The organism is Vibrio sp. Vb1166, assembly GCF_033338695.1.
Lineage (GTDB): Bacteria > Pseudomonadota > Gammaproteobacteria > Enterobacterales > Vibrionaceae > Vibrio > Vibrio alginolyticus.
On record NZ_JAWOTE010000038.1, the window covers coordinates 1 to 20,599 of the forward strand.

19 protein-coding genes are annotated in these 20,599 nt (G+C 43.9%); 6 read left to right on the forward strand and 13 right to left on the reverse strand.

Features of this window, described 5'->3' with window-relative positions:
- On the reverse strand, positions 1–306 hold a 306-nt coding region (locus tag R7E51_RS22195; protein ID WP_318122328.1), incomplete at its 3' end, for an RNA pyrophosphohydrolase.
- 619 nt (positions 307–925) lie between these two features.
- Between R7E51_RS22195 and mutH the strand changes: the two genes are divergently transcribed.
- On the forward strand, positions 926–1,606 hold the full coding sequence (gene mutH, locus R7E51_RS22200) for a DNA mismatch repair endonuclease MutH (RefSeq protein ID WP_005385968.1): 681 nt from the start codon (positions 926–928) through the stop codon (positions 1,604–1,606).
- Between the two features lie 15 nt (positions 1,607–1,621).
- On the opposite strand, the gene R7E51_RS22205 is transcribed toward mutH, so the two are convergent.
- Positions 1,622–1,933 (reverse strand): DUF6482 family protein, encoded by a 312-nt coding sequence (locus R7E51_RS22205; RefSeq protein WP_005381772.1) that lies wholly within the window; start codon positions 1,931–1,933, stop codon positions 1,622–1,624.
- A 154-nt stretch (positions 1,934–2,087) separates the two neighbouring features.
- Between R7E51_RS22205 and R7E51_RS22210 the strand changes: the two genes are divergently transcribed.
- Positions 2,088–3,122 (forward strand): NADP(H)-dependent aldo-keto reductase, encoded by a 1,035-nt coding sequence (locus R7E51_RS22210; protein ID WP_005381774.1) that lies wholly within the window; start codon positions 2,088–2,090, stop codon positions 3,120–3,122.
- 131 nt (positions 3,123–3,253) lie between these two features.
- Here the strand turns inward: R7E51_RS22210 and R7E51_RS22215 are convergent, their stop codons facing one another.
- The 7 genes from R7E51_RS22215 to xerD form a co-directional block, all read right to left on the reverse strand.
- Positions 3,254–3,505 carry a hypothetical protein gene (locus tag R7E51_RS22215; protein ID WP_005381776.1) on the reverse strand — a complete coding sequence of 84 codons (252 nt, stop codon included), beginning with the start codon at positions 3,503–3,505 and terminating at the stop codon, positions 3,254–3,256.
- Between the two features lie 528 nt (positions 3,506–4,033).
- Complete coding sequence (vpsR, locus tag R7E51_RS22220; protein ID WP_017635067.1) at positions 4,034–5,368, reverse strand: cyclic-di-GMP-binding transcriptional regulator VpsR; 1,335 nt, start codon at positions 5,366–5,368, stop codon at positions 4,034–4,036.
- Positions 5,369–5,611: 243 nt separating this feature from the next.
- The gene (lysS, locus tag R7E51_RS22225; protein ID WP_206958056.1) at positions 5,612–7,129 is read right to left on the reverse strand and encodes a lysine--tRNA ligase; all 1,518 of its coding nucleotides are present in this window, start codon (positions 7,127–7,129) and stop codon (positions 5,612–5,614) included.
- A 34-nt stretch (positions 7,130–7,163) separates the two neighbouring features.
- Positions 7,164–8,262 (reverse strand): peptide chain release factor 2 gene (gene prfB, locus R7E51_RS22230; protein ID WP_100068604.1). Its coding sequence is split into 2 segments (ribosomal slippage): positions 7,164–8,186 and positions 8,188–8,262, totalling 1,098 coding nucleotides; the frame shifts between segments, so codons are not numbered across the junction.
- Positions 8,263–8,435: 173 nt separating this feature from the next.
- The gene (gene recJ, locus R7E51_RS22235) at positions 8,436–10,175 is read right to left on the reverse strand and encodes a single-stranded-DNA-specific exonuclease RecJ (protein ID WP_017821504.1); all 1,740 of its coding nucleotides are present in this window, start codon (positions 10,173–10,175) and stop codon (positions 8,436–8,438) included.
- A 43-nt stretch (positions 10,176–10,218) separates the two neighbouring features.
- Positions 10,219–11,007, reverse strand: coding sequence for a bifunctional protein-disulfide isomerase/oxidoreductase DsbC (dsbC, locus tag R7E51_RS22240; RefSeq protein ID WP_005381786.1), 789 nt, complete (start codon positions 11,005–11,007; stop codon positions 10,219–10,221).
- A gap of 59 nt (positions 11,008–11,066) precedes the next feature.
- A complete protein-coding gene (xerD, locus tag R7E51_RS22245) occupies positions 11,067–11,984 on the reverse strand; it encodes a site-specific tyrosine recombinase XerD (RefSeq protein ID WP_005381788.1) in 918 nt (305 codons plus the stop codon).
- 157 nt (positions 11,985–12,141) lie between these two features.
- On the opposite strand from xerD, the gene fldB reads away from it, so the two are divergent.
- On the forward strand, positions 12,142–12,660 hold the full coding sequence (fldB, locus tag R7E51_RS22250; protein ID WP_005381790.1) for a flavodoxin FldB: 519 nt from the start codon (positions 12,142–12,144) through the stop codon (positions 12,658–12,660).
- Positions 12,661–12,745: 85 nt separating this feature from the next.
- Here fldB and brnQ read toward each other — a convergent pair whose 3' ends face one another.
- Complete coding sequence (gene brnQ / locus R7E51_RS22255) at positions 12,746–14,056, reverse strand: branched-chain amino acid transport system II carrier protein (RefSeq protein WP_005381792.1); 1,311 nt, start codon at positions 14,054–14,056, stop codon at positions 12,746–12,748.
- Between the two features lie 330 nt (positions 14,057–14,386).
- On the opposite strand from brnQ, the gene R7E51_RS22260 reads away from it, so the two are divergent.
- On the forward strand, positions 14,387–15,106 hold the full coding sequence (locus R7E51_RS22260) for a tRNA1(Val) (adenine(37)-N6)-methyltransferase (RefSeq protein WP_017635070.1): 720 nt from the start codon (positions 14,387–14,389) through the stop codon (positions 15,104–15,106).
- Positions 15,107–15,213: 107 nt separating this feature from the next.
- Positions 15,214–16,437 (forward strand): ATP-dependent RNA helicase SrmB, encoded by a 1,224-nt coding sequence (gene srmB / locus R7E51_RS22265; protein ID WP_005381797.1) that lies wholly within the window; start codon positions 15,214–15,216, stop codon positions 16,435–16,437.
- Between the two features lie 109 nt (positions 16,438–16,546).
- On the opposite strand, the gene yaaA is transcribed toward srmB, so the two are convergent.
- On the reverse strand, positions 16,547–17,323 hold the full coding sequence (yaaA, locus tag R7E51_RS22270) for a peroxide stress protein YaaA (RefSeq protein ID WP_005382848.1): 777 nt from the start codon (positions 17,321–17,323) through the stop codon (positions 16,547–16,549).
- 110 nt (positions 17,324–17,433) lie between these two features.
- The gene (locus R7E51_RS22275; RefSeq protein ID WP_005381800.1) at positions 17,434–18,867 is read right to left on the reverse strand and encodes an alanine/glycine:cation symporter family protein; all 1,434 of its coding nucleotides are present in this window, start codon (positions 18,865–18,867) and stop codon (positions 17,434–17,436) included.
- Positions 18,868–19,588: 721 nt separating this feature from the next.
- Here R7E51_RS22275 and R7E51_RS22280 point away from each other — a divergent pair.
- Positions 19,589–19,774, forward strand: coding sequence for a DUF3545 family protein (locus R7E51_RS22280; RefSeq protein ID WP_005381805.1), 186 nt, complete (start codon positions 19,589–19,591; stop codon positions 19,772–19,774).
- A 236-nt stretch (positions 19,775–20,010) separates the two neighbouring features.
- Here the strand turns inward: R7E51_RS22280 and R7E51_RS22285 are convergent, their stop codons facing one another.
- Positions 20,011–20,562 (reverse strand): hemerythrin domain-containing protein, encoded by a 552-nt coding sequence (locus R7E51_RS22285; protein ID WP_017821507.1) that lies wholly within the window; start codon positions 20,560–20,562, stop codon positions 20,011–20,013.
- Positions 20,563–20,599: the final 37 nt, after the last annotated feature.

The window sequence follows — 20,599 nt, forward strand, 5'->3', positions numbered from 1 at the left end:
CAGCAGAAACCATTTCTGTTTTTGGCCGATACAAACAGGCTTGGAGTCCCAACGCACCAATCGCTTTGGTAGCTTATATCTTAACCAATGACGACTTGTTGCAATGATCTTAACGTCTTTTTTCGTTAAACCGACTTCTTCGTATAACTCCCTGAACATGGCTTGTTCAGGGGTTTCACCTTCGTCAATCCCACCTTGTGGAAATTGCCATGAGTGTTGCCCGTATCGTTTAGCCCAGAAGACCTGACCATGGTTATTACATATCACAATACCAACATTAAGTCGGTAACCATCGCCATCTATCACTGGCTAACCTCTATGAATAAATTTTTTATTACCGTGATTTTTCCACATATCCCCATTACTAGCAAACTTACTGATGTGATATGAGCAAGATTTATTACCTTTTCACCATTTTTGGATATCTTTTAATCAAACCATACCTTATCAACACAAGAGTGAGACATTGCCCACATTTATTCACCTTTTCTGTGAATAACTTTGTGAAGAATTCAATTCAAATGAGTAATTCAGTTCAATCCCATCAAAAGCAAAACAGATGAAGAAACAAAAAAATAAACATAAAACATTGATAAAAAAGTATTTATTTTTAAAAACAACGATAATTCGATCTTCAGTTTCTTGATGATCTTTTCACCAAACTCAGATCGGTCAAAGATCCACCAACAGGCTATTTATCCACACTCACCTGCTATTCGTTTAGATGATTACAACAAAATCAACCCCAAAAATGCATTTTAACCCCTGTTTATTCATACAGACCCCGCCAGGATCTTATCAATACCTCCTCCACCTGTGGATAAGTTATGAATTGATCGTTCTTACACCGCCTCGGTGAAATCTTAAACAGTAGATTTGGTCGGAGTTTGATAAACTATATTTTTTGTAATACCACCTTGTAACTATGAAACCAGAACCACAAACAGAAGCAGAGCTATTGGAACGAGCGCATGATATGGCAGGACTCTGTTTTGCTGAGTTGGCCGCCGAGGCGAATATGATTGTTCCTGAAAACTTAAAACGTGATAAAGGTTGGGTGGGTCAATTACTCGAATGGCACTTGGGCGCTCCAGCTGGCAGTAAACCTCAACAAGATTTCGCAAAACTAGGGATCGAGTTGAAAAGTATTCCGATCAGTTACTCTGGCAAACCTTTAGAAACAACCTTTGTTTCTGTGGCGCCCCTCACTGGTGTTCATGGTCTTACATGGGAAACAAGTCATGTTCGAAACAAGCTATCTCGTGTCCTTTGGGTACCCGTAGAAGGAGAACGAGAAATCCCACTCCCTGAAAGACGTGTGGGCAGTCCACTCATTTGGTCACCAGATGAAGAAGAAGAACGGATTTTGCGAAATGACTGGGAAGAGTTAATGGAGATGATCGTCTTGGGAAGATTTGATCAAATTTCCGCCAGACACGGAGAAGCGCTGCATCTTCGCCCTAAAGCCGCAAATGCAAAAGCGCTCACCGAAGCATATAACTCAAATGGTAAGCCGATGAAAACTCTGCCCCGAGGCTTTTACCTTAGAACACAGTTTACTGAACAGATCTTACTCAAGCACTACATTAACACTCAACCAGAATAAAACTATATCAGCTATTTAGTGCGTCACGAGCGATAACTCAATATCGCAGTATGAGGCTGCCTCTTCAGTGCCACATTCGTCATACGCATTGCGCAGCCTTAAATACGCTTTATCGACCCCTAGCCTCAATAGTTCTTCTTTTACTAAGTCTAGAGAGCCAAAATGTATCGGGTCTTCACCGTCTTTAATCGGCTCAAGTTGATGCTTGTACTCCACAGCTAAAAGATAGTCAGAGACATCAGAACACCCAATCACAAATACTTTGGGAGTTTTATAAGTATCTTTATGTGGACCATGTAGCCACATGTCCAATTGATGCTTCTGCATAACATACCTCCTTCACACGATCATTTAAGTGTAGTTAGGCTAACTGTAGCTTTCGAGTTTGCTCTTCCTTTATACGTAAATCATTTGCGATTGCGGCTACAAATCCCCTATATTGGAGTCACTTATTTAGTCGGTAACTCTTCAAGGACGTGATATGCAATACACAAAACTACCGCACTCATCACTTGAGATCAGTAAAATCTGCCTCGGCACTATGACGTTTGGCGAGCAAAACACAGAAAAGGACGCCTTTGAACAGCTCGACTTTGCCCTCGATCATGGGGTGAACTTCATCGATACCGCAGAGATGTACCCTGTACCGCCAAACTCGGAAACACAAGGGCTCACCGAGCAATACATCGGTAATTGGTTAGCAAAAAGCGGCAAAAGAGAGAAAGTAGTACTGGCAACAAAAGTGGCAGGCCCTCGCAATGTTCCTCACATCAGAGACAACATGAGCCTTAATCGTCGCCACATCCATACAGCAATTGATGACAGCCTTAATCGTCTACAAACCGATTATGTCGATTTGTACCAACTACATTGGCCGCAGCGTCAAACCAACTGCTTTGGTCAACTCAACTACCCATACCCTGACAAACAAGAAGAAGTCACGTTAATTGAAACGTTGGAAGCGCTTACTGAATTAGTGAATGCAGGTAAAGTGCGCTATATCGGCGTATCCAACGAGACGCCGTGGGGTGTGATGTCGCTATTGCGTTTGGCAGAAAAACACGATTTGCCAAGAATTGTCTCCATTCAAAACCCATATAACTTATTGAACCGCAGCTTCGAAGTTGGCTTGTCTGAAATCAGCCATTACGAAGGCGTTCAGTTACTTGCCTACTCTCCTTTGGCATTTGGCTGCCTGAGTGGTAAATACCTAAACGGGGCAAAACCTGAAGGCGCTCGATGCACTAAGTGGGAGCGTTTTGCGCGCTACTTCACTCCGCAAGGTGTTAAAGCGACCGAAGCTTACGTCAATTTAGCTCAAGAGCATGGTCTAAACCCTGCACAAATGGCGCTCGCGTTTGTCAATCAGCGTCCATTTGTTGCTTCTAACATTATCGGAGCAACAAACCTAGACCAATTAAAAGCCAATATCGACAGTATTGATTTGCAACTTAGCGACGAACTACTTACTGAAATTCAAGCAATAGGTACAACTTACTCGAATCCTTGCCCTTAACAGTACCACCTTCAAACGAAAACAGCTGATCTTCAAGATCAGCTGTTTATCCAATGAAGTCATACTTCATATAAAAAGTTAAGCGTGTTGAATGACTCGTTAGCAACTCAGTCAGCCCAACACGCTAACGATTACGTCATTATTCGCGACGTTAAGACTCGACGAAGGTGACGAACTCGACGTTCAACTTTTACTGCATCCGGAACATTGGCACGTGTAGAACGACCATCGCGATCTAAACCAATATCCCTCAATAGATGAACATTCGTCCATGGAATATCATGAGCAGTTCGGCGTATGGTACGCTGCCATTGCTTTTCTTCGCGTTTAAGGTCTGCTTTCAATAGCAAAGTGGCCAATTGTAAGTAAATAGAGTGACGCATAATATTTTCTCCGATTATCGATGTATTCGACTGGGAAAAATAGTGCGTAAAATGAACAGAAATATTCTGTTGATACTAAGCCGCTACTTTCCCGCAGCCTAGTAATAAATATGATAGGTTACGGATTAATTTTTATCTTGTGAGCCAGTGGTATTGGTATCATCCGATTTAAGGGTTATCGGAGCGATAGGCATACGATCAGCGCAAGCAGTGGTGTTAACAACGTAATGTTTCATCTTGCGCCTCCTAGCTAAAAATTAATCCGTTTATGAAAGGTATAACTCATTGAGTTACGGTTAAATTGTAAGCTTTGATGAATATATATCAAACATTTTTTGCCTTTTTGATTAAAAACAAATCAATACACCGCAATTTAGTTTCATATACTTTTATGTATAACATATTCACCTGAGGAATATATAAATTTGCGGATTTTATAAATCAAACCAAACAAAAATAAAAAGAGCGGCTCTGTGGCCACTCTCTTTTATTGTATTTATTCGCCTATTTAACACAGGGAAAGGCCAACTACATGGCTTGTTCGGAAATCAAGTTATGTTTATTAAGTAGTCGATACATGGTTGCACGCGAAACTCCGAGCTCTTTCGCCGCATTTGAAACTTGACCAGAATGAGATTCCAAAACAACCAGCAACGCATCACGTTCACTCTTCTCTCGGATTGATTTCAAGCTGCGCTTTGAGTCATTACGTTGAGGTAAATCTAAATGATGCTCTTCAATCATTACGCTGTCGGACATTAATACCGCTCGCTTCACTTGGTTCATCAGCTCACGCACATTTCCAGGCCAGAAATAACGTGTCAGTGCCTTGAATGCATCCTCAGAAAAGCTTTTTGCTTGCGAGTTGTACTCTTTTGAGAACTCTTGTAAGTAGAAACGAGCCAGCAATGCGATGTCACTCGCACGTTCTTTCAAGCTAGGGACATTGATGCGCAGAACGTTGATGTAATGGTAAAGCTCTTCATTGAAGTCACCGTCAATCAAAGCTTTTTCAACATCTGACGAGTTAGCAGCAAGAATACGCACGTTAACCGCTTTTACGCCATCTTTGGTATCAATGGTGCCTTCTTGCAAGAATCTCAGCAGATTCATTTGCTGCTCTTTTGAAATGGTAAGAATGTCATTAAACAACACGGTGCCACCATCTGCTTGTTCAAGCAGGCATGCTTCCATATCTTCATCGGCGTTAATACCAAATACTTCAGCTTGGAAACGTTGTTCATTGAGTGCGCGACAGTTAATTGCCATAAACGGTTTATGAGAGCGTGAAGAGACTTTATGGATGGCCCTAGCAACCGCCTCTTTACCAGTCCCACTTTCCCCAGAAATCAGAATGCTGACGTCCGTTGGACCAATGCGCTTCACTTGATCGCGTAAACGTTTCATCGGGATAGATTCACCGATCAAACCCATATCTAAACTGCTACCAAAACTAGGCCAAACTTTTTTCTCCAATTTAAGCATGCCAAGCTGGTGACCTATTGTGCTTAATAACTGTGCATCTGGGATCGGCGCTGTGAAAAAATCGATACAAAAGTTAACAATGAACTGGCATATGGTGTCAGTGCCAAGCTGAGATTCACGAATAAACGCTAACCAACGTACGTGTTTGTGAGAGCTGACTAAGTTCGCCAAACCATTCAAGCTGAACTCGTCATGGCTGAGATCAACAATACCGATACATGGACCAATATCTTCTAACAGCGTATTAGCTTTGCGTAAGTCACCTACTTGGTGACACTTCCAGCCCACTTGCTCCAGTACCGATAACCAAGGCTCATAAGTACCGCCAACTACCACAAGCGATCCCGGGATGGAATCCATCTTAAACTGCCCAGCCATTCTCTAACCCTTTTTCATTGTTAATAGAAATTTTGTGCCACAAACTTATCTTTGCGAGCGGGTAACATTATCGAGACTCCGCCCCCTCACGTCTGTCTCAGTATTAAGACTATGCAATAGATTGAGATTTGGCGAATGTTTATTTGCATATCCCATTAAAAAGCAAATGCAACAACTTGAATTAGCTTAACTAAAAGGCAAAAAAAAACCACCCGAAGGTGGTTTTTTACTCATCCTATCGAATTACGCTTGCGGGCGCATTGCAGGGAATAAGATCACGTCACGGATAGTGTGCGTGTTAGTCAGTAGCATAACCAAACGGTCGATACCGATACCTTGGCCTGCTGTTGGCGGTAGGCCGTGCTCTAGAGCAGTGATGTAGTCTGCATCGTAGAACATTGCTTCGTCGTCACCAGACTCTTTCGCTTCAACCTGTGCTTTAAAGCGTGCATCTTGGTCTTCCGCATCGTTAAGCTCTGAGAAACCGTTCGCTACTTCACGGCCACCGATAAAGAACTCAAAGCGGTCTGTAAAGAACGGGTTGTCATCGCTACGACGAGCTAGTGGAGAGATATCTGCTGGGTAGCCAGTGATGAACGTAGGCTGCATTAGCTTAGGTTCTGCTGTTTCACCAAAGATCTCTTCAAGAAGCTGACCACATGTCCAGAAAGGTTCTACTTCAACGTGAACAGATTTCGCGATAGAAACCATTAGATCACGGTTTTGTAGGTCTTCTTCTGTTAGCGCTTGGATTTGCGCGTGGTCTGGGTTGTAGTGCTTGATTGCTTCGAACATGCTCATACGAGTGTAAGTACCACCAAACTCAACCGTTTCATCACCGTAAGGCATTGACGTTGAACCTAGAACTTCTTGCGCCACTGAGCTTAGTAGTTCTTCAGTTAGGTCCATCAGATCTTTGTAGTCTGCGTACGCCATGTAGAATTCCATCATTGTGAATTCTGGGTTGTGGCGTGGAGAAAGGCCTTCGTTACGGAAGTTACGGTTGATTTCGAATACGCGATCAAAACCACCAACAACTAGACGCTTCAGGTATAGCTCTGGCGCGATACGTAGGTACATTGGCATGTCTAGTGCGTTGTGGTGCGTGATGAATGGACGCGCACTCGCACCGCCAGGGATAACGTGCATCATTGGCGTTTCAACTTCCATGAACTGCTTAGAGATCATGAAGTTGCGGATTGCAGACATTACTTTAGAACGTACTACGAACGCTTGACGAGAGTCTTCGTTAACGATCAGGTCAACGTAACGTTGGCGGTAACGCATCTCTTGGTCAGTTAGACCGTGGAACTTTTCTGGAAGTGGACGTAGTGCTTTGGTTAGCAACTCGTACTCTTCCATGTTCACGTATAGGTCACCCTTACCAGACTTATGAAGTGCACCTTTAACACCGATGATGTCACCGATATCTAGACCTTGGTATTTTTCTTTAAGTGCTTTTTGAACCGCTTTGTCAGCATAAGCTTGGATACGGCCAGAAGTTTCTTGAATTACCAAGAATGGACCACGTTTAGCCATGATACGGCCAGCGATTGCTACTACGTGGTTAAGCTCTTCTAGCTCTTCCTTCGTCTTTTCACCGAACTCTTTCTGAAGGTCGCCCGCTAGTGCGTCACGACGGAAGTCGTTTGGATGGCCGTTCGCTTTGCAGCTCTTTCGGATTGCATCCAGTTTAGCGCGGCGTTCAGCAATCAGCTTATTTTCTTCTAGTACAGTTTCGTTTTGAACAGCATCAGTCATTTTCGATGTATCCTGTTTTTGTCGGTGAAAAGCTTTATAGACCTGATTTCAGGCTAGCTTCAATAAATTTGTCCAGATCGCCATCAAGAACCGCTTGAGTATTACGGTTTTCAATGCCCGTACGGAGGTCCTTAATACGTGAGTCATCCAATACGTAAGAACGGATCTGGCTACCCCAGCCAATGTCAGACTTAGCGTCTTCATTAGCTTGTTTTTCCGCATTTTGCTTTTGCAATTCAAGCTCAAATAGCTTCGCTCGAAGCTGTTTCATTGCCTGATCTTTGTTCTTATGTTGAGAACGGTCATTCTGACACTGAACCACTGTGTTCGTAGGTACGTGCGTAATACGTACCGCAGATTCTGTGGTGTTTACGTGCTGACCACCTGCGCCTGACGCACGGTAAACGTCAATACGTAGGTCGGAAGGATTAATGTCGATGTCGATGTTTTCATCAATCTCTGGATAGATGAACGCAGAAGCAAATGACGTATGGCGACGACCGCCTGAATCGAACGGAGATTTACGAACAAGACGATGAACGCCCGTTTCAGTGCGTAACCAACCGTACGCATACTCACCAGAGATGCGAACTGTTGCCGACTTAAGACCCGCTACTTCACCTTCAGAGACTTCAATCACTTCAGCTTTGAAGCCCTTCGCTTCTGCCCAACGTAGGTACATACGCAGCAGCATGTTAGTCCAGTCTTGTGCTTCTGTACCACCAGAGCCTGCTTGCAAATCGATGTAACAATCAGAGCTATCGTGGTCGCCAGAGAACATACGACGGAATTCAAGCTTTTCTAGCTTCTCTTCCAACTCAGCAAGTTCTGGTTCAATTTCGTCAAATGTTTCTTGATCTTCTTCTTCTACAGCCAGCTCAAGAAGACCTTCTACATCTTCCACACCTTGCTCTAGTTGATCAATGGTTTCAACAACCGCTTCTAGTGATGCACGCTCTTTACCCAGTGCTTGCGCACGCTCAGGTTCGTTCCATACATCTGGTTGTTCAAGTTCTGCGTTGACTTCTTCTAGACGCTCTTTCTTCGCGTCATAGTCAAAGATACCCCCTCAGGACATTTGTGCGCTGAGACACGTCCTGCAGACGGTTTTTAATTGGATTGATTTCAAACATGTTTACTCAACATTTTAGAATAGAATTTAACCGAGAAATTCTACTGAAAAATGTGACGGAGATACAGGAAAATTTCGGATGAGAAATCAGATTGCGGTGAGAGAGAGCACGGTCATAAAATTTTACGCCCACTTAGGGGCAACCGTACTCTATAAGAAAGGTTGATCTAGGTATTACTTAGCTTCGATATGGTCGATCATCAATTGCAATGATTGATTACCACGAAATTCATTCACATCCAGCTTATACGCGAGACGTACTGTTTTAACCGATGCATCTGGCCATCGACGTAGATCAACATTGAATGCAATACCGTCGATCATCACATTGGTAGGGTGACCTTTATAAAGCGGCTCTAACATCAATTTAAGATGCTTCTCACCCACCAGCTTTTGATGCAGTACTTTAAACTCACCATCAAAGATTGGCTCTGGGAAAGCTTGTCCAAAAGGGCCACCCGATCGCAGCTGTTCAGCAACGTGCATAGAGAACTCTTCCGGCTTAAGTTCACCATCTGACATGATCACGCCTTTTAGCGCCGCTTCATCGAGTTCCTTTTTTACCACTTCATCAAACAAACGACTGAAACGCTCAAAATCCTGCTCTTTAATCGTTAAGCCTGCTGCCATGGCGTGTCCACCAAACTTGATGATCAAACCCGGATTTTGCGTGTCGATGAAATCCAACGCATCGCGCATGTGTAGCCCCGGAATAGAACGACACGAGCCTTTAATCGTCCCTTCTCCGCCATCAGCAAATGCAATGACTGGACGGTGAAACTTCTCTTTAATACGCGAAGCCAAAATACCAATCACACCTTGATGCCAATCACGTTGGAACAAGGCTAGGCCATAAGGAAGCTCATTGCCTTCACCAAACTGAAGGCGCTCACAGAAAGCCATCGCTTCTTGCTTCATGCCTTCTTCAATCTCTTTACGAGTTTGGTTCAAGCCATCCAATTCACTTGCCATGCGACGAGCAGCGTGGATGTTGTTACACATCAGCAGTTCAACACCGAAAGACATGTCATCAAGACGACCTGCAGCGTTAATACGTGGACCTAAAGCAAAGCCAAAATCGGACGCAACTAAACGACGCGCATCGCGCTTCGCGACCTCAATTAACGCTTGGATGCCGGGACGTGCTTTGCCCGCACGAATACGTTGCAAACCTTGGTGTACAAGAATGCGGTTGTTTTCATCCAATGGAACGACGTCGGCGACGGTACCCAGTGCAACAAGGTCAATCAATTCCATCAACTTGGGCTCTTGCATCCCCTGTTCTGCAAACCAATTGTGTTTTCGCATATGAACGCATAGTGCCATCATGAGATAAAACGCGACCCCTACACCCGCAAGCGCTTTAGATGGAAAGCTACAGCTCTCAAGGTTTGGGTTCACCATTGCATCCACATCAGGCAACACTTGTCCTGGTAAGTGGTGATCGGTAACGAGCACAGTAATGCCATTTTCTTTTGCGTAACGCACGCCTTCGATTGATGAGACGCCGTTATCCACCGTCATGATCATCTCAGCGCCAAGCTCTAAGGCTTGGTCAACGACTTCTGGGCTTAACCCATAACCGTCTTCAAAACGATTTGGCACTAAGTAATCCACATTGTGACTACCAAGCATACGCAGCGCGAGTACTGATAATGCTGAGCTTGTCGCACCATCAGCGTCAAAATCACCGACAACGATGATGCGTTTTTGTTCTTTTATCGCCTGAAACAAAAGATCGACAGCTTGCTCAATCCCCCCGAGTTTTTGATATGAATGCAACCCACGGGCCGACGTTTCTAATTGTGAAAGATCCGTTATCCCACGGTTGATGTAGATACGTTTAAGAATCGGAGGAATGGAATCAGGAAGAAGGGAAAGATCTGGTTCAGGACGTCGTTGAATTTCTATCATGCTTGAAAGAGCCGACAACTTTGCCGGCTCTGCTCCTAAAGGATTATAGTTGCTTTAAACGTTTCAATAGCTCTGCAGGTGGTAGGTAGCCACCAACCATTTCGCCATTCGGTAAGAAGATTGCTGGCGTACCAGAAATACCCAATTGGCGACCTAGATTGTAATGCGCCTGGATGGTTTCTTTACACTGTTTCAAGTCTTTCGCAGGGTTATCAAATGTACGATTCACTTTCGCGTTGTGCATTGCCGACGCCGGATCTTCAGCACACCAAATCGTTGCCATTTGCTCTGCCACAGGGCCAGTTGCACCTTGGCGAGGGTAAGCCATGTAACGCACTGTAATACCTAGATCATTATAGCCTTGCATTTGGCTATGCAGACGCACACAGTAACCACAGGTGATATCTGTGAATACGGTCACAACATACTTTTCATCGTCGGCTTTGTATTCGATCATGCTATCGGAGAACTGAGCAATTTTCTCGGCGTTAAGCGGCGCTTGACGCTCTGCTATGACATCTTTGTAACTGCCATCATCATTAATGGCATAAAGCGTACCGGCGATAAAATGGCTACCATCATTTGAAGCAAACAGGATCCCGCCATTGGTTTGAATTTCCAATAAGCCAGCGACGTCTGATGGTTGAATATCAACGATAGATAAACCAAGCTTTGAGAACTTAGTTTTTAATGCTGCTTCATCAAAGCCGCTTTGTGCAGCTGGCGCCACTTGTTGCGCAGGAGTCTCCGTTTGAGCCTGACTTTCTTCTGCACCACAAGCGGTAACAAAAAATGGTAAAGTCAGCAGAGTTAGTCGGCGTAATACGCTCATGAAATTCACCTTAATGTAAAATCGTTTTTCCAAGAAGACATGGATGAATCTAACCATTGTTATGCTCTTGGGTGGTGTTGACTGTGGATCTGCTTCAATCGTTCAGTCGCCACGTGAGTATAAATTTGCGTGGTCGATAAGTCACTATGTCCTAAAAGCATCTGTACGACCCTGAGATCTGCGCCATAGTTCAATAAATGCGTGGCAAAGGCATGACGCAGTACGTGCGGCGACAGCTGATCAGTATCAATCCCTGCTATCAAAGCATAGTACTTAATACGGTGCCAAAACGTCTGACGAGTCATTTGTCTTGCGCGTTTACTAGGAAAAACAATATCAGATGATGTATCACCAAGTAACGCAGGGCGCCCTTGTTGAATGAACGTCTCGATCCAATCAACCGCGTTTTCCCCCATAGGAACCAGGCGTTCTTTACCACCTTTACCAGTCACGCGCACCACCCCTTGGCGCAAGCTAACATTTTCCATGGTCAAACTGACGAGCTCTGTCACACGCAACCCTGTCGCGTAGAGTAGCTCTAGCATCGCTTTATCGCGCAATTCTATAGGGTCATTCGGGTCTGGCGCTTCGAGCAACGCGTCCACTTGCTCTTCACTAATATCTTTGGGTAAACGTTGTGGCAGTTTAGGGCTAACCAAGAGCGCACTCGGGTCATCAGCACGCACCTTCTCACGATGCAGGTATTGAAATAAACGACGAATAGCCGACAACATACGCGCACGGGACGTCTGTTTGTAATCTAAGTCTACAAGGTGGCTTTGATATTCTTGCAAGCCAGACAAACTGATAAAATCAAGACGGTATCGATGTTTTTCCATCCACACGAGCAGCTTCATTAAATCGTTTCGGTAGGAAGCCAACGTGTTCTCTGATAGACCACGCTCCATCCACATCGCATCTAAGAATTGCTCAACAAGCGAAAAATCTTGTTGATTGACAGGCTGTTGTGCCGTCATGAATGCTTCCTTATCTGTTTATATTTACAGTATTTAGATTAAAGCACCTGCCAATCCAATACCATAAAAAATCATCCCACATAGGATATTCGCTGCAATCTTCCTCAATTTATGGTTAGAATCTTCCACAACAGCAACACAAATAACGACGAATATAATGAAAATCGGACTCTTTTACGGCTCAACGACCTGCTACACAGAAATGGCAGCAGAGAAAATTCGTACCCTTATTGGTGAAGACCTTGTCGACATTCACAATGTGAAAGAGACACCGTTATCACTAATGGCGGACTACGACTTATTACTCCTTGGCATCTCAACTTGGGATTTTGGTGAAATTCAAGAAGATTGGAACGCGATTTGGCAAGACATCGCGACCACGCCACTGAAAGGCAAAGTTGTAGCGCTGTTTGGCCTGGGTGACCAAGAAGGTTACGGAGAGTGGTATTTAGATGCGATGGGCTTACTTCACGATGAATTACAAGCCACAGGCGCAACCTTTATCGGTTACTGGCCAAATGAAGGCTACGAATTTGAAGCATCGAAAGCACTGATCGAAGATGGCAGCAAGTTTGTTGGACTTGCGTTAGATGAAGACTCACAGTACGAACTGAGTGATGAACGCATCGAAAAATGGTGTGAACAAGTTCTTGTGGAATTCCACGACACGCTTTAATAGCGCAAACACGTCATCATTAAAAAGTAAAAAGCCCGATGAAGTAATTCATCGGGCTTTTTATTATCTTGATAACGCGAAGTGATTACGCGGTTTCTTGTGCTAGTTCTGGGCGAGGTTTCGCGATGAAGAACATGCACACGATAGCCGCAAATGTTGGAAGCACCCAACCCATGCCGACTTCGAATAGTGGCAACATGTTAAACGCAGAAACATCAATACCCGATACTTTTGCCGCATCAACCAACGCAAACAACAGAGATACAAGCAGTACCGCGCGGTAAGCAAAACGTGGATTTGGCAGTTTGCTGCGCACAAATGTTAGTGCAACCAACGCAATCGCCACAGGGTACAGCGCAAACAATACTGGCACTGACAGAGAAATCAGCTGTGCAAGACCAACGTTTGCAACCAATGCACAAACAGAACCATTAATCAGTACCCATTGCTTGTATGACAGTGGTGTTTTCGAGCTGAAGAAATCTGAACACGCAGAAATCAAGCCAATCGCGGTTGTCAGACACGCTAGCAATACGATGACAGACAGAACGATTTGACCGTATGGACCAAACAACGCTTGAACGTATTGGCTAAGCACTAGGCCGCCATTATCAGCACCAGCAGCAACCGTTGCACTCGTCGCACCTAAGTAAAATAGTGAGATGTAAACAAACGCAAGACCAGCAGCAGCAATACAACCTGCATAGATCAGATATTTAGTAGTTGCAGAGCGCTCAGTAATGCCTTTACCGCGCAGTGCATCAACCATCAGCATACCAAACATCAATGACGCGAACGTATCCATTGTGTTGTAGCCTTCTAAGAAGCCTTTGGTCAGAGGCTGCGTTAGGTATTCACCGTGCGCGCCAATCATATCGCCCTGAGGATCAAGGAAGACAGCGACAGCAAGAATGATCAAACCAACGAACAATGCTGGTGTCAGTACTTTACCGATAAGATCGATCAAACGGCCTTGGAACCATGAGAACATCATCGCTGCGATAAAGAAGATCACTGAGAACGCTGTCAGATGCGTTTGTGACGCCTCAAGGAAGAAAGGTTTCACCGCCATCTCGTAAGCCACTAGGCCAGTACGAGGCGCTGCAAACGCAGGACCAATGATGATGAAAATCAGTGCAGCCATAAGAACTGCCGCTTTTTTCGGAAGATCTTGCGTCAAGTGATCCCAAGAACCACCAGCAACAGCAATAGCAACGATAGTAATAAGAGGTAGACCTACCGCTGTTAGCAAGAAACCAAACATAGCTGGCATTAAGTTTTCACCCGCTAACTGACCCGCTAGAGGTGGAAAGATAATATTGCCCGCACCTAAAAAGAACGCAAATAGCATAAAGCCTACTGCGATAATATCTGTTAGTTTTAACGTCTGCTTCACAGATAACCCTTGTCTTTTAATTAATGAATGTTGTGTATGCTTAGACCACTTTTTGTATACCTAAAGTCAATAAGTACACGTGGTTCAATCTATAAAATTTTCGCCGCATAATGACGAAAGACTCATCATTTGGCAACCTTTAAGAAAAAAACACCATATTAATTTAGTTTTCAAACTTAAAAGCAGTGGATATAACCAGATCCAAATAACAGACCAGTTCTTTATCTCGATCAATTAACAATACAATTTAATAACCAACAAAACAACAATCTATACAATTAATAAACAATAGAGCAATCTACTTAATTATTGAGCAAATATAAAACAATCATGAAGAACAAAAAACTGAAAACTAAAGGCTTCAATTTTAAGCAATTTTGTATTGAGGGCGGCGAGAGTGGTATGCCAGTCAGCACAGATGGGGTAATGCTTGGTGCTTGGATTCAAAGCCCTAACGACGCTAAAATTCTCGATATTGGCACTGGCACTGGCCTGCTTGCCCTGATGTGTGCTCAACGCTTTACGGAAGCTCAAATAACCGCGGTCGATATCGAATTAACAGCTGTTGCTGCCGCGCAAAAAAATATGGCCCAGTCTCCTTGGTCAGATCGTGTAAGTGTGCATCACACCGACATACTGCACTTTACGCCGACACATCCATTCCAACGCATCATTTGTAACCCGCCCTACTTCAACAGCGGCGAGCAATCGAAACACAGTCAACGTGCAACCGCGAGGCACACTGATACGCTAGGCCATAACGCATTGCTACAGCGTTGCTATCATTTGCTTGATGACGAAGGGAGAGCTAGTTTTGTGTTGCCAATCACCGAAGGCGAGCAGTTCATTGAGCTAGCATTAAACCAAAGTTGGTATCTATCGCGGATCTGTCGTGTGCAACCATCAGAAAAGAAACCAGTACACCGACTGTTATTTGAACTGTCAAAACGACCTTGCGATTTGCAGACGTCACATTTAATTATCCGTTCAAATGACGGCTATAGTGATGATTTCATACAGTTAACTCGCGAGTTTTATCTTAAGATGTGAAATAACATGTGATCCTTATCACCAATCACTTTATAATGTGCGACCTTTTTGTATTCTATGCTGTTGTGGCGAACCATTAACCAAGCTTTGCTTGTGGAGAACTCATTGTGATCAGAACCTTTGCTGAACTTGATCTAGACCAAAACCTACTTGAAGCCATTGAAGAGATGGGTTACGAACGCCCAACAAAAATTCAGGCAGAAGCGATTCCACAAGCGTTGGACGGTCGTGACATTCTAGCGTCAGCGCCAACAGGAACTGGTAAAACGGCCGCCTTCGTCCTGCCAGCATTGCAATACTTGCAAGACTTCCCTCGTCGTAAGCCTGGGCCTGCGCGTATTTTGATCCTAACGCCTACTCGCGAACTGGCGATGCAAATTGCCGATCAAGCACGTGCTTTGGCAAAAAATACCAAACTCAACATTTTCACCATCACTGGTGGTGTTCAGTACCAAGAGCACGCCGACATCCTTGCAACAACACAAGACATTGTGGTTGCGACACCTGGCCGTTTAAAAGAATACATTGATGCAGAACGTTTTGATTGTCGTGCAATCGAATGGTTAATCCTTGATGAAGCAGACCGCATGCTAGATATGGGTTTTGCTCCTACTGTCGATCGCCTATCTAACGAATGTCGCTGGCGTAAGCAAACCCTTCTGTTCTCAGCAACGTTAGAAGGGAAAGGCGTAGAAGGCTTTACCGCTGATCTGTTGAATGACCCAGCAGAGATTGATGCAAAATCGCCGCTGCGTGAGCGTAAGAAAATTGCTCAGTGGTACCACCGAGCTGATGATGCTGAACACAAACTGGAATTACTAAAACACATTATTACTCAACAAGCTGAGCGCACTATCGTCTTTTTAAAGACTCGTGAGCGTTTGGCTGAGCTACGAGCGCAGCTTGAAAGTGCACAGATTCCATGTTCTTGGATTCAAGGTGAAATGCCGCAAGATCGTCGTAACAATGCGATTTCTCGCTTCCGCGATGGAACTGTGAACGTGCTGCTCGCGACGGACGTTGCTGCGCGTGGTATCGATCTTCCGGATGTATCACACGTTATCAACTACGACATGCCGCGCACGGCTGATGTTTACCTTCACCGTATCGGCCGTACGGCTCGCGCAGGTAAGAAAGGTAACGCTATCTCAATCGTAGAAGCACACGACCAACCAATGATGGATCGCGTTGCACGTTATGTGAAAGAAGACATCAAAGAGCGTTTCGTGAAAGAGATGCGTCCTAAACACAAAAAGCCTGTGTTTAAGAAGAAAAAGAAAAAAGACGACAAGAAAAAAGTAGCGAAAAAGAAAACCGCTAAGAAGAAGTAATCTTGTTGGGGCCAAGTAGCTCAAGCTAGAAAATAACAAAGGGTTGGCAATGCCAACCCTTTTTCGTTTGTGCTGATAGAGATTAACGTAGACTACGTCTCAATCAGCTTTATTTTTGCTCTTCGCGTTTAAATACTAACTCTGTTGGCGTCGATTCATCTTCCACAAAGTAGTAACCCGCCGTATCAAACTTAGTCAGGTCTGCCACGCTCTCAACACGGTTTTCAATGATGTAACGCGCCATCATACCGCGCGCTTTCTTCGCGTAAAAACTGATGACCTTGTATTGACCATTCTTACAATCTTTGAATACTGGCGTGATCACTTGCGCATCTAAATTCTTTGGCTTAACCGCTTTAAAGTATTCATTTGATGCAAGGTTGATAAGGACATTATCGCCTTGAGCAGAAATCGCTTCGTTAAGCTTGTCCGTAATAACATTGCCCCAAAACTGGTACAAGTTCGTACCCTTGTCGTTTGCAAGCTTGGTACCCATTTCAAGGCGGTATGGCTGCATCAAATCAAGTGGTTTTAGTAAACCATAAAGACCCGATAGCATACGCAGATGATCTTGAGCATATTCGAAGTCCGCTTCAGATAAACTTTCGGCGTCTAGCCCTGTGTAAACGTCACCTTTAAATGCAAGAATGGCTTGTCGTGAGTTTTCCGTGGTAAACGTTTCACTCCACTCTTGGAATCGGCCCACATTTAAATCGGCAATCTTGTCGCTCACTTTCATTAAAGAGGCAACATCAGCAGGAGTCAGTTTGCGGCATACATCGATAAGCTCTTTTGAGTATTCGACCAACTCAGGTTGAGTAAATTTTTCTGTCGCTAACGGAGACTCGTAATCAAGAGTCTTCGCTGGAGAAACTACGATAAGCATGACTTTCCCTTCTCTAATTTTGTTTTTAATAGGGTACAAAAAAAGCCATGCATTGTCTGCATGGCTTTTTACATCGTACTAATAGCTTTCAACTATGAGTGATAGCTCACTTAGTCTTTTTTATCGTTGTACCAAATGCCTTCTTCAAGCTGAGATTTCAGCTCCGGGAAGTCATTCGCATCAAATGTTGGCACTTTTCCTTCACCAAGCTGGCGGTTGTAATCTTTGGCCAGTTTAATCACGATGCCAGATAGCAAGATGATCGCCACCAAGTTGACTATCGCCATCAGACCCATAGAGACGTCAGCAAGCGACCATACGACTGGTAACGAAGCTAGTGCACCAAACATCACCATACCAAGAACAATAACGCGGAAAATGCTTAAGCCCGCTTTATGATTGTGCTCTAGGAAGATTAAGTTCGTTTCAGCATACGAGTAGTTTGCAATGATTGAAGTAAACGCAAAGAAGAAGATTGCCACAGCAACAAAGATGCCGCCCCAATCGCCAACTTGTGAGCTCAATGCACGCTGAGTTAGCTCGATACCCGTCACTTCTGTTGCTTGACCGACATACTCACCAGACATCAGGATGATAGCCACTGTCGCAGAACAGATAACGATCGTATCCATGAACACGCCTAGCATCTGTACGTAACCTTGAGACGCTGGGTGTGGTGGGTAAGGTGTTGCTGAAGCTGCCGCGTTAGGTGCAGAACCCATACCTGCTTCATTCGAGAATAGACCGCGCTTGATACCGTTAATCATTGCCTGTGCAATTGCGTAGCCAAGACCACCTGCTGCTGCTTCTTGCAGACCAAATGCACTCTTAAAGATAAGCATCAATACATCAGGTAATTTCTCTAGGTTAGAGAACATGATGAACAGCGCTAGGGCTAGATAAAGTAGTGCCATGATCGGAACGATCATCTCAGCAACTCTTGCGATACGCTTGATGCCACCGAAAATAACAATTGCAGACAGTAAAACAACGGCAATACCGACATACAGGTTATTCCAACCAAATGCGTTGCTCATTGCATTGGCAATTGAGTTAGCTTGTACGGCGTTGAATACCAAACCAAAAGCGATGATTAGGAAAACTGAGAACAACACGCCCATCCAACGCATGCCCAGGCCTTTTTCCATGTAGTAGGCAGGACCACCACGGTAGTTGCCATCATCATCTTTGGTTTTGTATAGCTGCGCCAGTGTGCTCTCAGCAAACGATGTTGCCATACCAAGCATTGCAATCAGCCACATCCAGAAGATCGCACCAGGACCACCCGCAGTCAATGCAACTGCAACGCCCGCCATGTTACCTGTACCAACACGTGCAGCAAGACTAGTACAAAGCGCTTGGAAAGAGGAAATACCAGCTTTGTCTGCTTTACGGCTGTTCTTAAGAACAGAGAACATGTGGCCGAAATGGCGGAACTGAATGAACCCTAATCGAACGGTGAAGTAAATACCAACACCAACAAGAAGATAAACCAGAATCGAGCCCCAGAGGAGATCGTTCATCAAATTGATTAAGTCTGTCATGTGTACCTCAAAGTGAGTTGCGCCAGTCTATGCGTCCTAGCCATCCACCAAATTGCCTGCTAAGTGTCAAAGTGTGCTTAGCTTTTTAAGTAATGTTTATGGGCAATCTAGAATCGTAAACGTCGCTTCATGCATCCATTTTACGTACCAGCGTATTTTTTGACGGGCGGATAATGCAACCTAGGAGCGCAAAAATCAATATGCAACAACAAGAATAATGTTGTTATTTTTCACTATAAAGTCACCAAAAAATAACATAAATAGAAGACTTAACACTCAAACTGCGCAACATTTCAATTACCAAACACCAACATAAATAATTATTCTTCATTAAATGGAATGGCAAACCGTATAAACAAGAACAAGCTAGTATTCACAAGGTGTTACATAAATTTACGCTAGTGACTTACCATCTAATTGAACACTATTCCATCAAACTGATTTTATGCAACTTTAACCTTTGCGCAGTGCACCCATTCATCAAATCGAATTAACATAGAAAATCTCTCTATTTAATCGTTTTCTTGAGATCGTTTGTGCATTTTTTATCCACATAGTTGCAATAAAAAGTGTGATTTTGAGAATATTTTTGCACGAAAATGTCATGCTACCGACACAAATGCGAAATATATCATGGTTATTCTCACGGCTATTGTGGTACTTAAAAAACTCCACAAGGACTGGTTACAACAGTTTAGCTTAAGAAAGGTAAAGGTGGCTTATGGAAGGCTTTCAACTAGATGACATTTTTAATCTGGATACTACCTCAACAACCAAATCTCGTGCCAAACCAGTAAAGCGAAAGTGGCGTGAAATAGAAGAGATGAACGACAGACGCAATTTGCTTAAAGAGCTGCGCGAACTTGATGTCTGTACCGATTATAACTTGGAAGACATTAAACTCTAATTCAAACAAAAGGCACCTTACGGGTGCCTTTTGTTTTTTGTTTACAGTGACCGTAAACACCGTGAGTTTATGTACCAAGGTTTAAGTATGAATACCATTATTACTCAATGAGAATCTTCCGTACTTTTTGCCGAGAAATATGCACACGAAATTTTCGTTTGATTCCCAATAAATAAGAAGTGTATCTCACAAACCCGAGAGACGACTTTCGCTCGCTCAGGTTTCATCATTCAGTCTTAAACATACTCAGTATCACTTTGACGAACACGTTCGGCCAACTGCTTATAACGATCAGCAATCGTGTCACCAAATACAGGGTCATCCTCACTGACGCTCCATAAGCTCTCGACATGCTGCCAATCTTCTGTGGTAAATAACTCTTCAATGAGAGGCAAAATTTTTCGCTCTTCTAGCTCCAAGTGGCGCCTTTGCGATTCAATGAAATCTTCTAGGTGAGCGACGAACATGTCTTGTGGCACAACAGCATCCTGAAGGATCATCTCTATCACGGATGAAAACTCTCTGGTTTTACTCGCTAACTCTAGATGTTCTTTCTCTAAATTTTCCATGGTTTGTTGCTTACCATAGTGTTCAAGAAAGTGGTGATAGAGGATATCTTCTTTCGGGTGGTGTACTTTCTCCGAATGATTAGAGAGGTAATCAACAATCTCGCTTACTAACGCATAGTTGATTACACGTTCTTTTTTTATCTCATTAAGCTTATGGCGCAGTATCGCCAACAGACGAACCATATAACCATGTTCGCGTCGAATTCTTTCGATCATCATAGCGTCTCTCCTTAACACCTACTTTTAGTAAGTGTAC

Excerpts from the sequence above, each read along its gene's own strand:
- mutH (WP_005385968.1), top strand. The coding sequence starts at position 926 with ATGAAACCAGAACCACAAACAGAAGCAGAGCTATTGGAACGAGCGCAT.
- R7E51_RS22205 (WP_005381772.1), bottom strand. The coding sequence starts at position 1,933 with ATGCAGAAGCATCAATTGGACATGTGGCTACATGGTCCACATAAAGAT.
- R7E51_RS22210 (WP_005381774.1), top strand. The coding sequence starts at position 2,088 with ATGCAATACACAAAACTACCGCACTCATCACTTGAGATCAGTAAAATC.
- R7E51_RS22215 (WP_005381776.1), bottom strand. The coding sequence starts at position 3,505 with ATGCGTCACTCTATTTACTTACAATTGGCCACTTTGCTATTGAAAGCA.
- vpsR (WP_017635067.1), bottom strand. The coding sequence starts at position 5,368 with ATGGCTGGGCAGTTTAAGATGGATTCCATCCCGGGATCGCTTGTGGTA.
- lysS (WP_206958056.1), bottom strand. The coding sequence starts at position 7,129 with ATGACTGATGCTGTTCAAAACGAAACTGTACTAGAAGAAAATAAGCTG.
- recJ (WP_017821504.1), bottom strand. The coding sequence starts at position 10,175 with ATGATAGAAATTCAACGACGTCCTGAACCAGATCTTTCCCTTCTTCCT.
- dsbC (WP_005381786.1), bottom strand. The coding sequence starts at position 11,007 with ATGAGCGTATTACGCCGACTAACTCTGCTGACTTTACCATTTTTTGTT.
- xerD (WP_005381788.1), bottom strand. The coding sequence starts at position 11,984 with ATGACGGCACAACAGCCTGTCAATCAACAAGATTTTTCGCTTGTTGAG.
- fldB (WP_005381790.1), top strand. The coding sequence starts at position 12,142 with ATGAAAATCGGACTCTTTTACGGCTCAACGACCTGCTACACAGAAATG.
- R7E51_RS22260 (WP_017635070.1), top strand. The coding sequence starts at position 14,387 with ATGAAGAACAAAAAACTGAAAACTAAAGGCTTCAATTTTAAGCAATTT.
- yaaA (WP_005382848.1), bottom strand. The coding sequence starts at position 17,323 with ATGCTTATCGTAGTTTCTCCAGCGAAGACTCTTGATTACGAGTCTCCG.
- R7E51_RS22275 (WP_005381800.1), bottom strand. The coding sequence starts at position 18,867 with ATGACAGACTTAATCAATTTGATGAACGATCTCCTCTGGGGCTCGATT.
- R7E51_RS22280 (WP_005381805.1), top strand. The coding sequence starts at position 19,589 with ATGGAAGGCTTTCAACTAGATGACATTTTTAATCTGGATACTACCTCA.
- R7E51_RS22285 (WP_017821507.1), bottom strand. The coding sequence starts at position 20,562 with ATGATGATCGAAAGAATTCGACGCGAACATGGTTATATGGTTCGTCTG.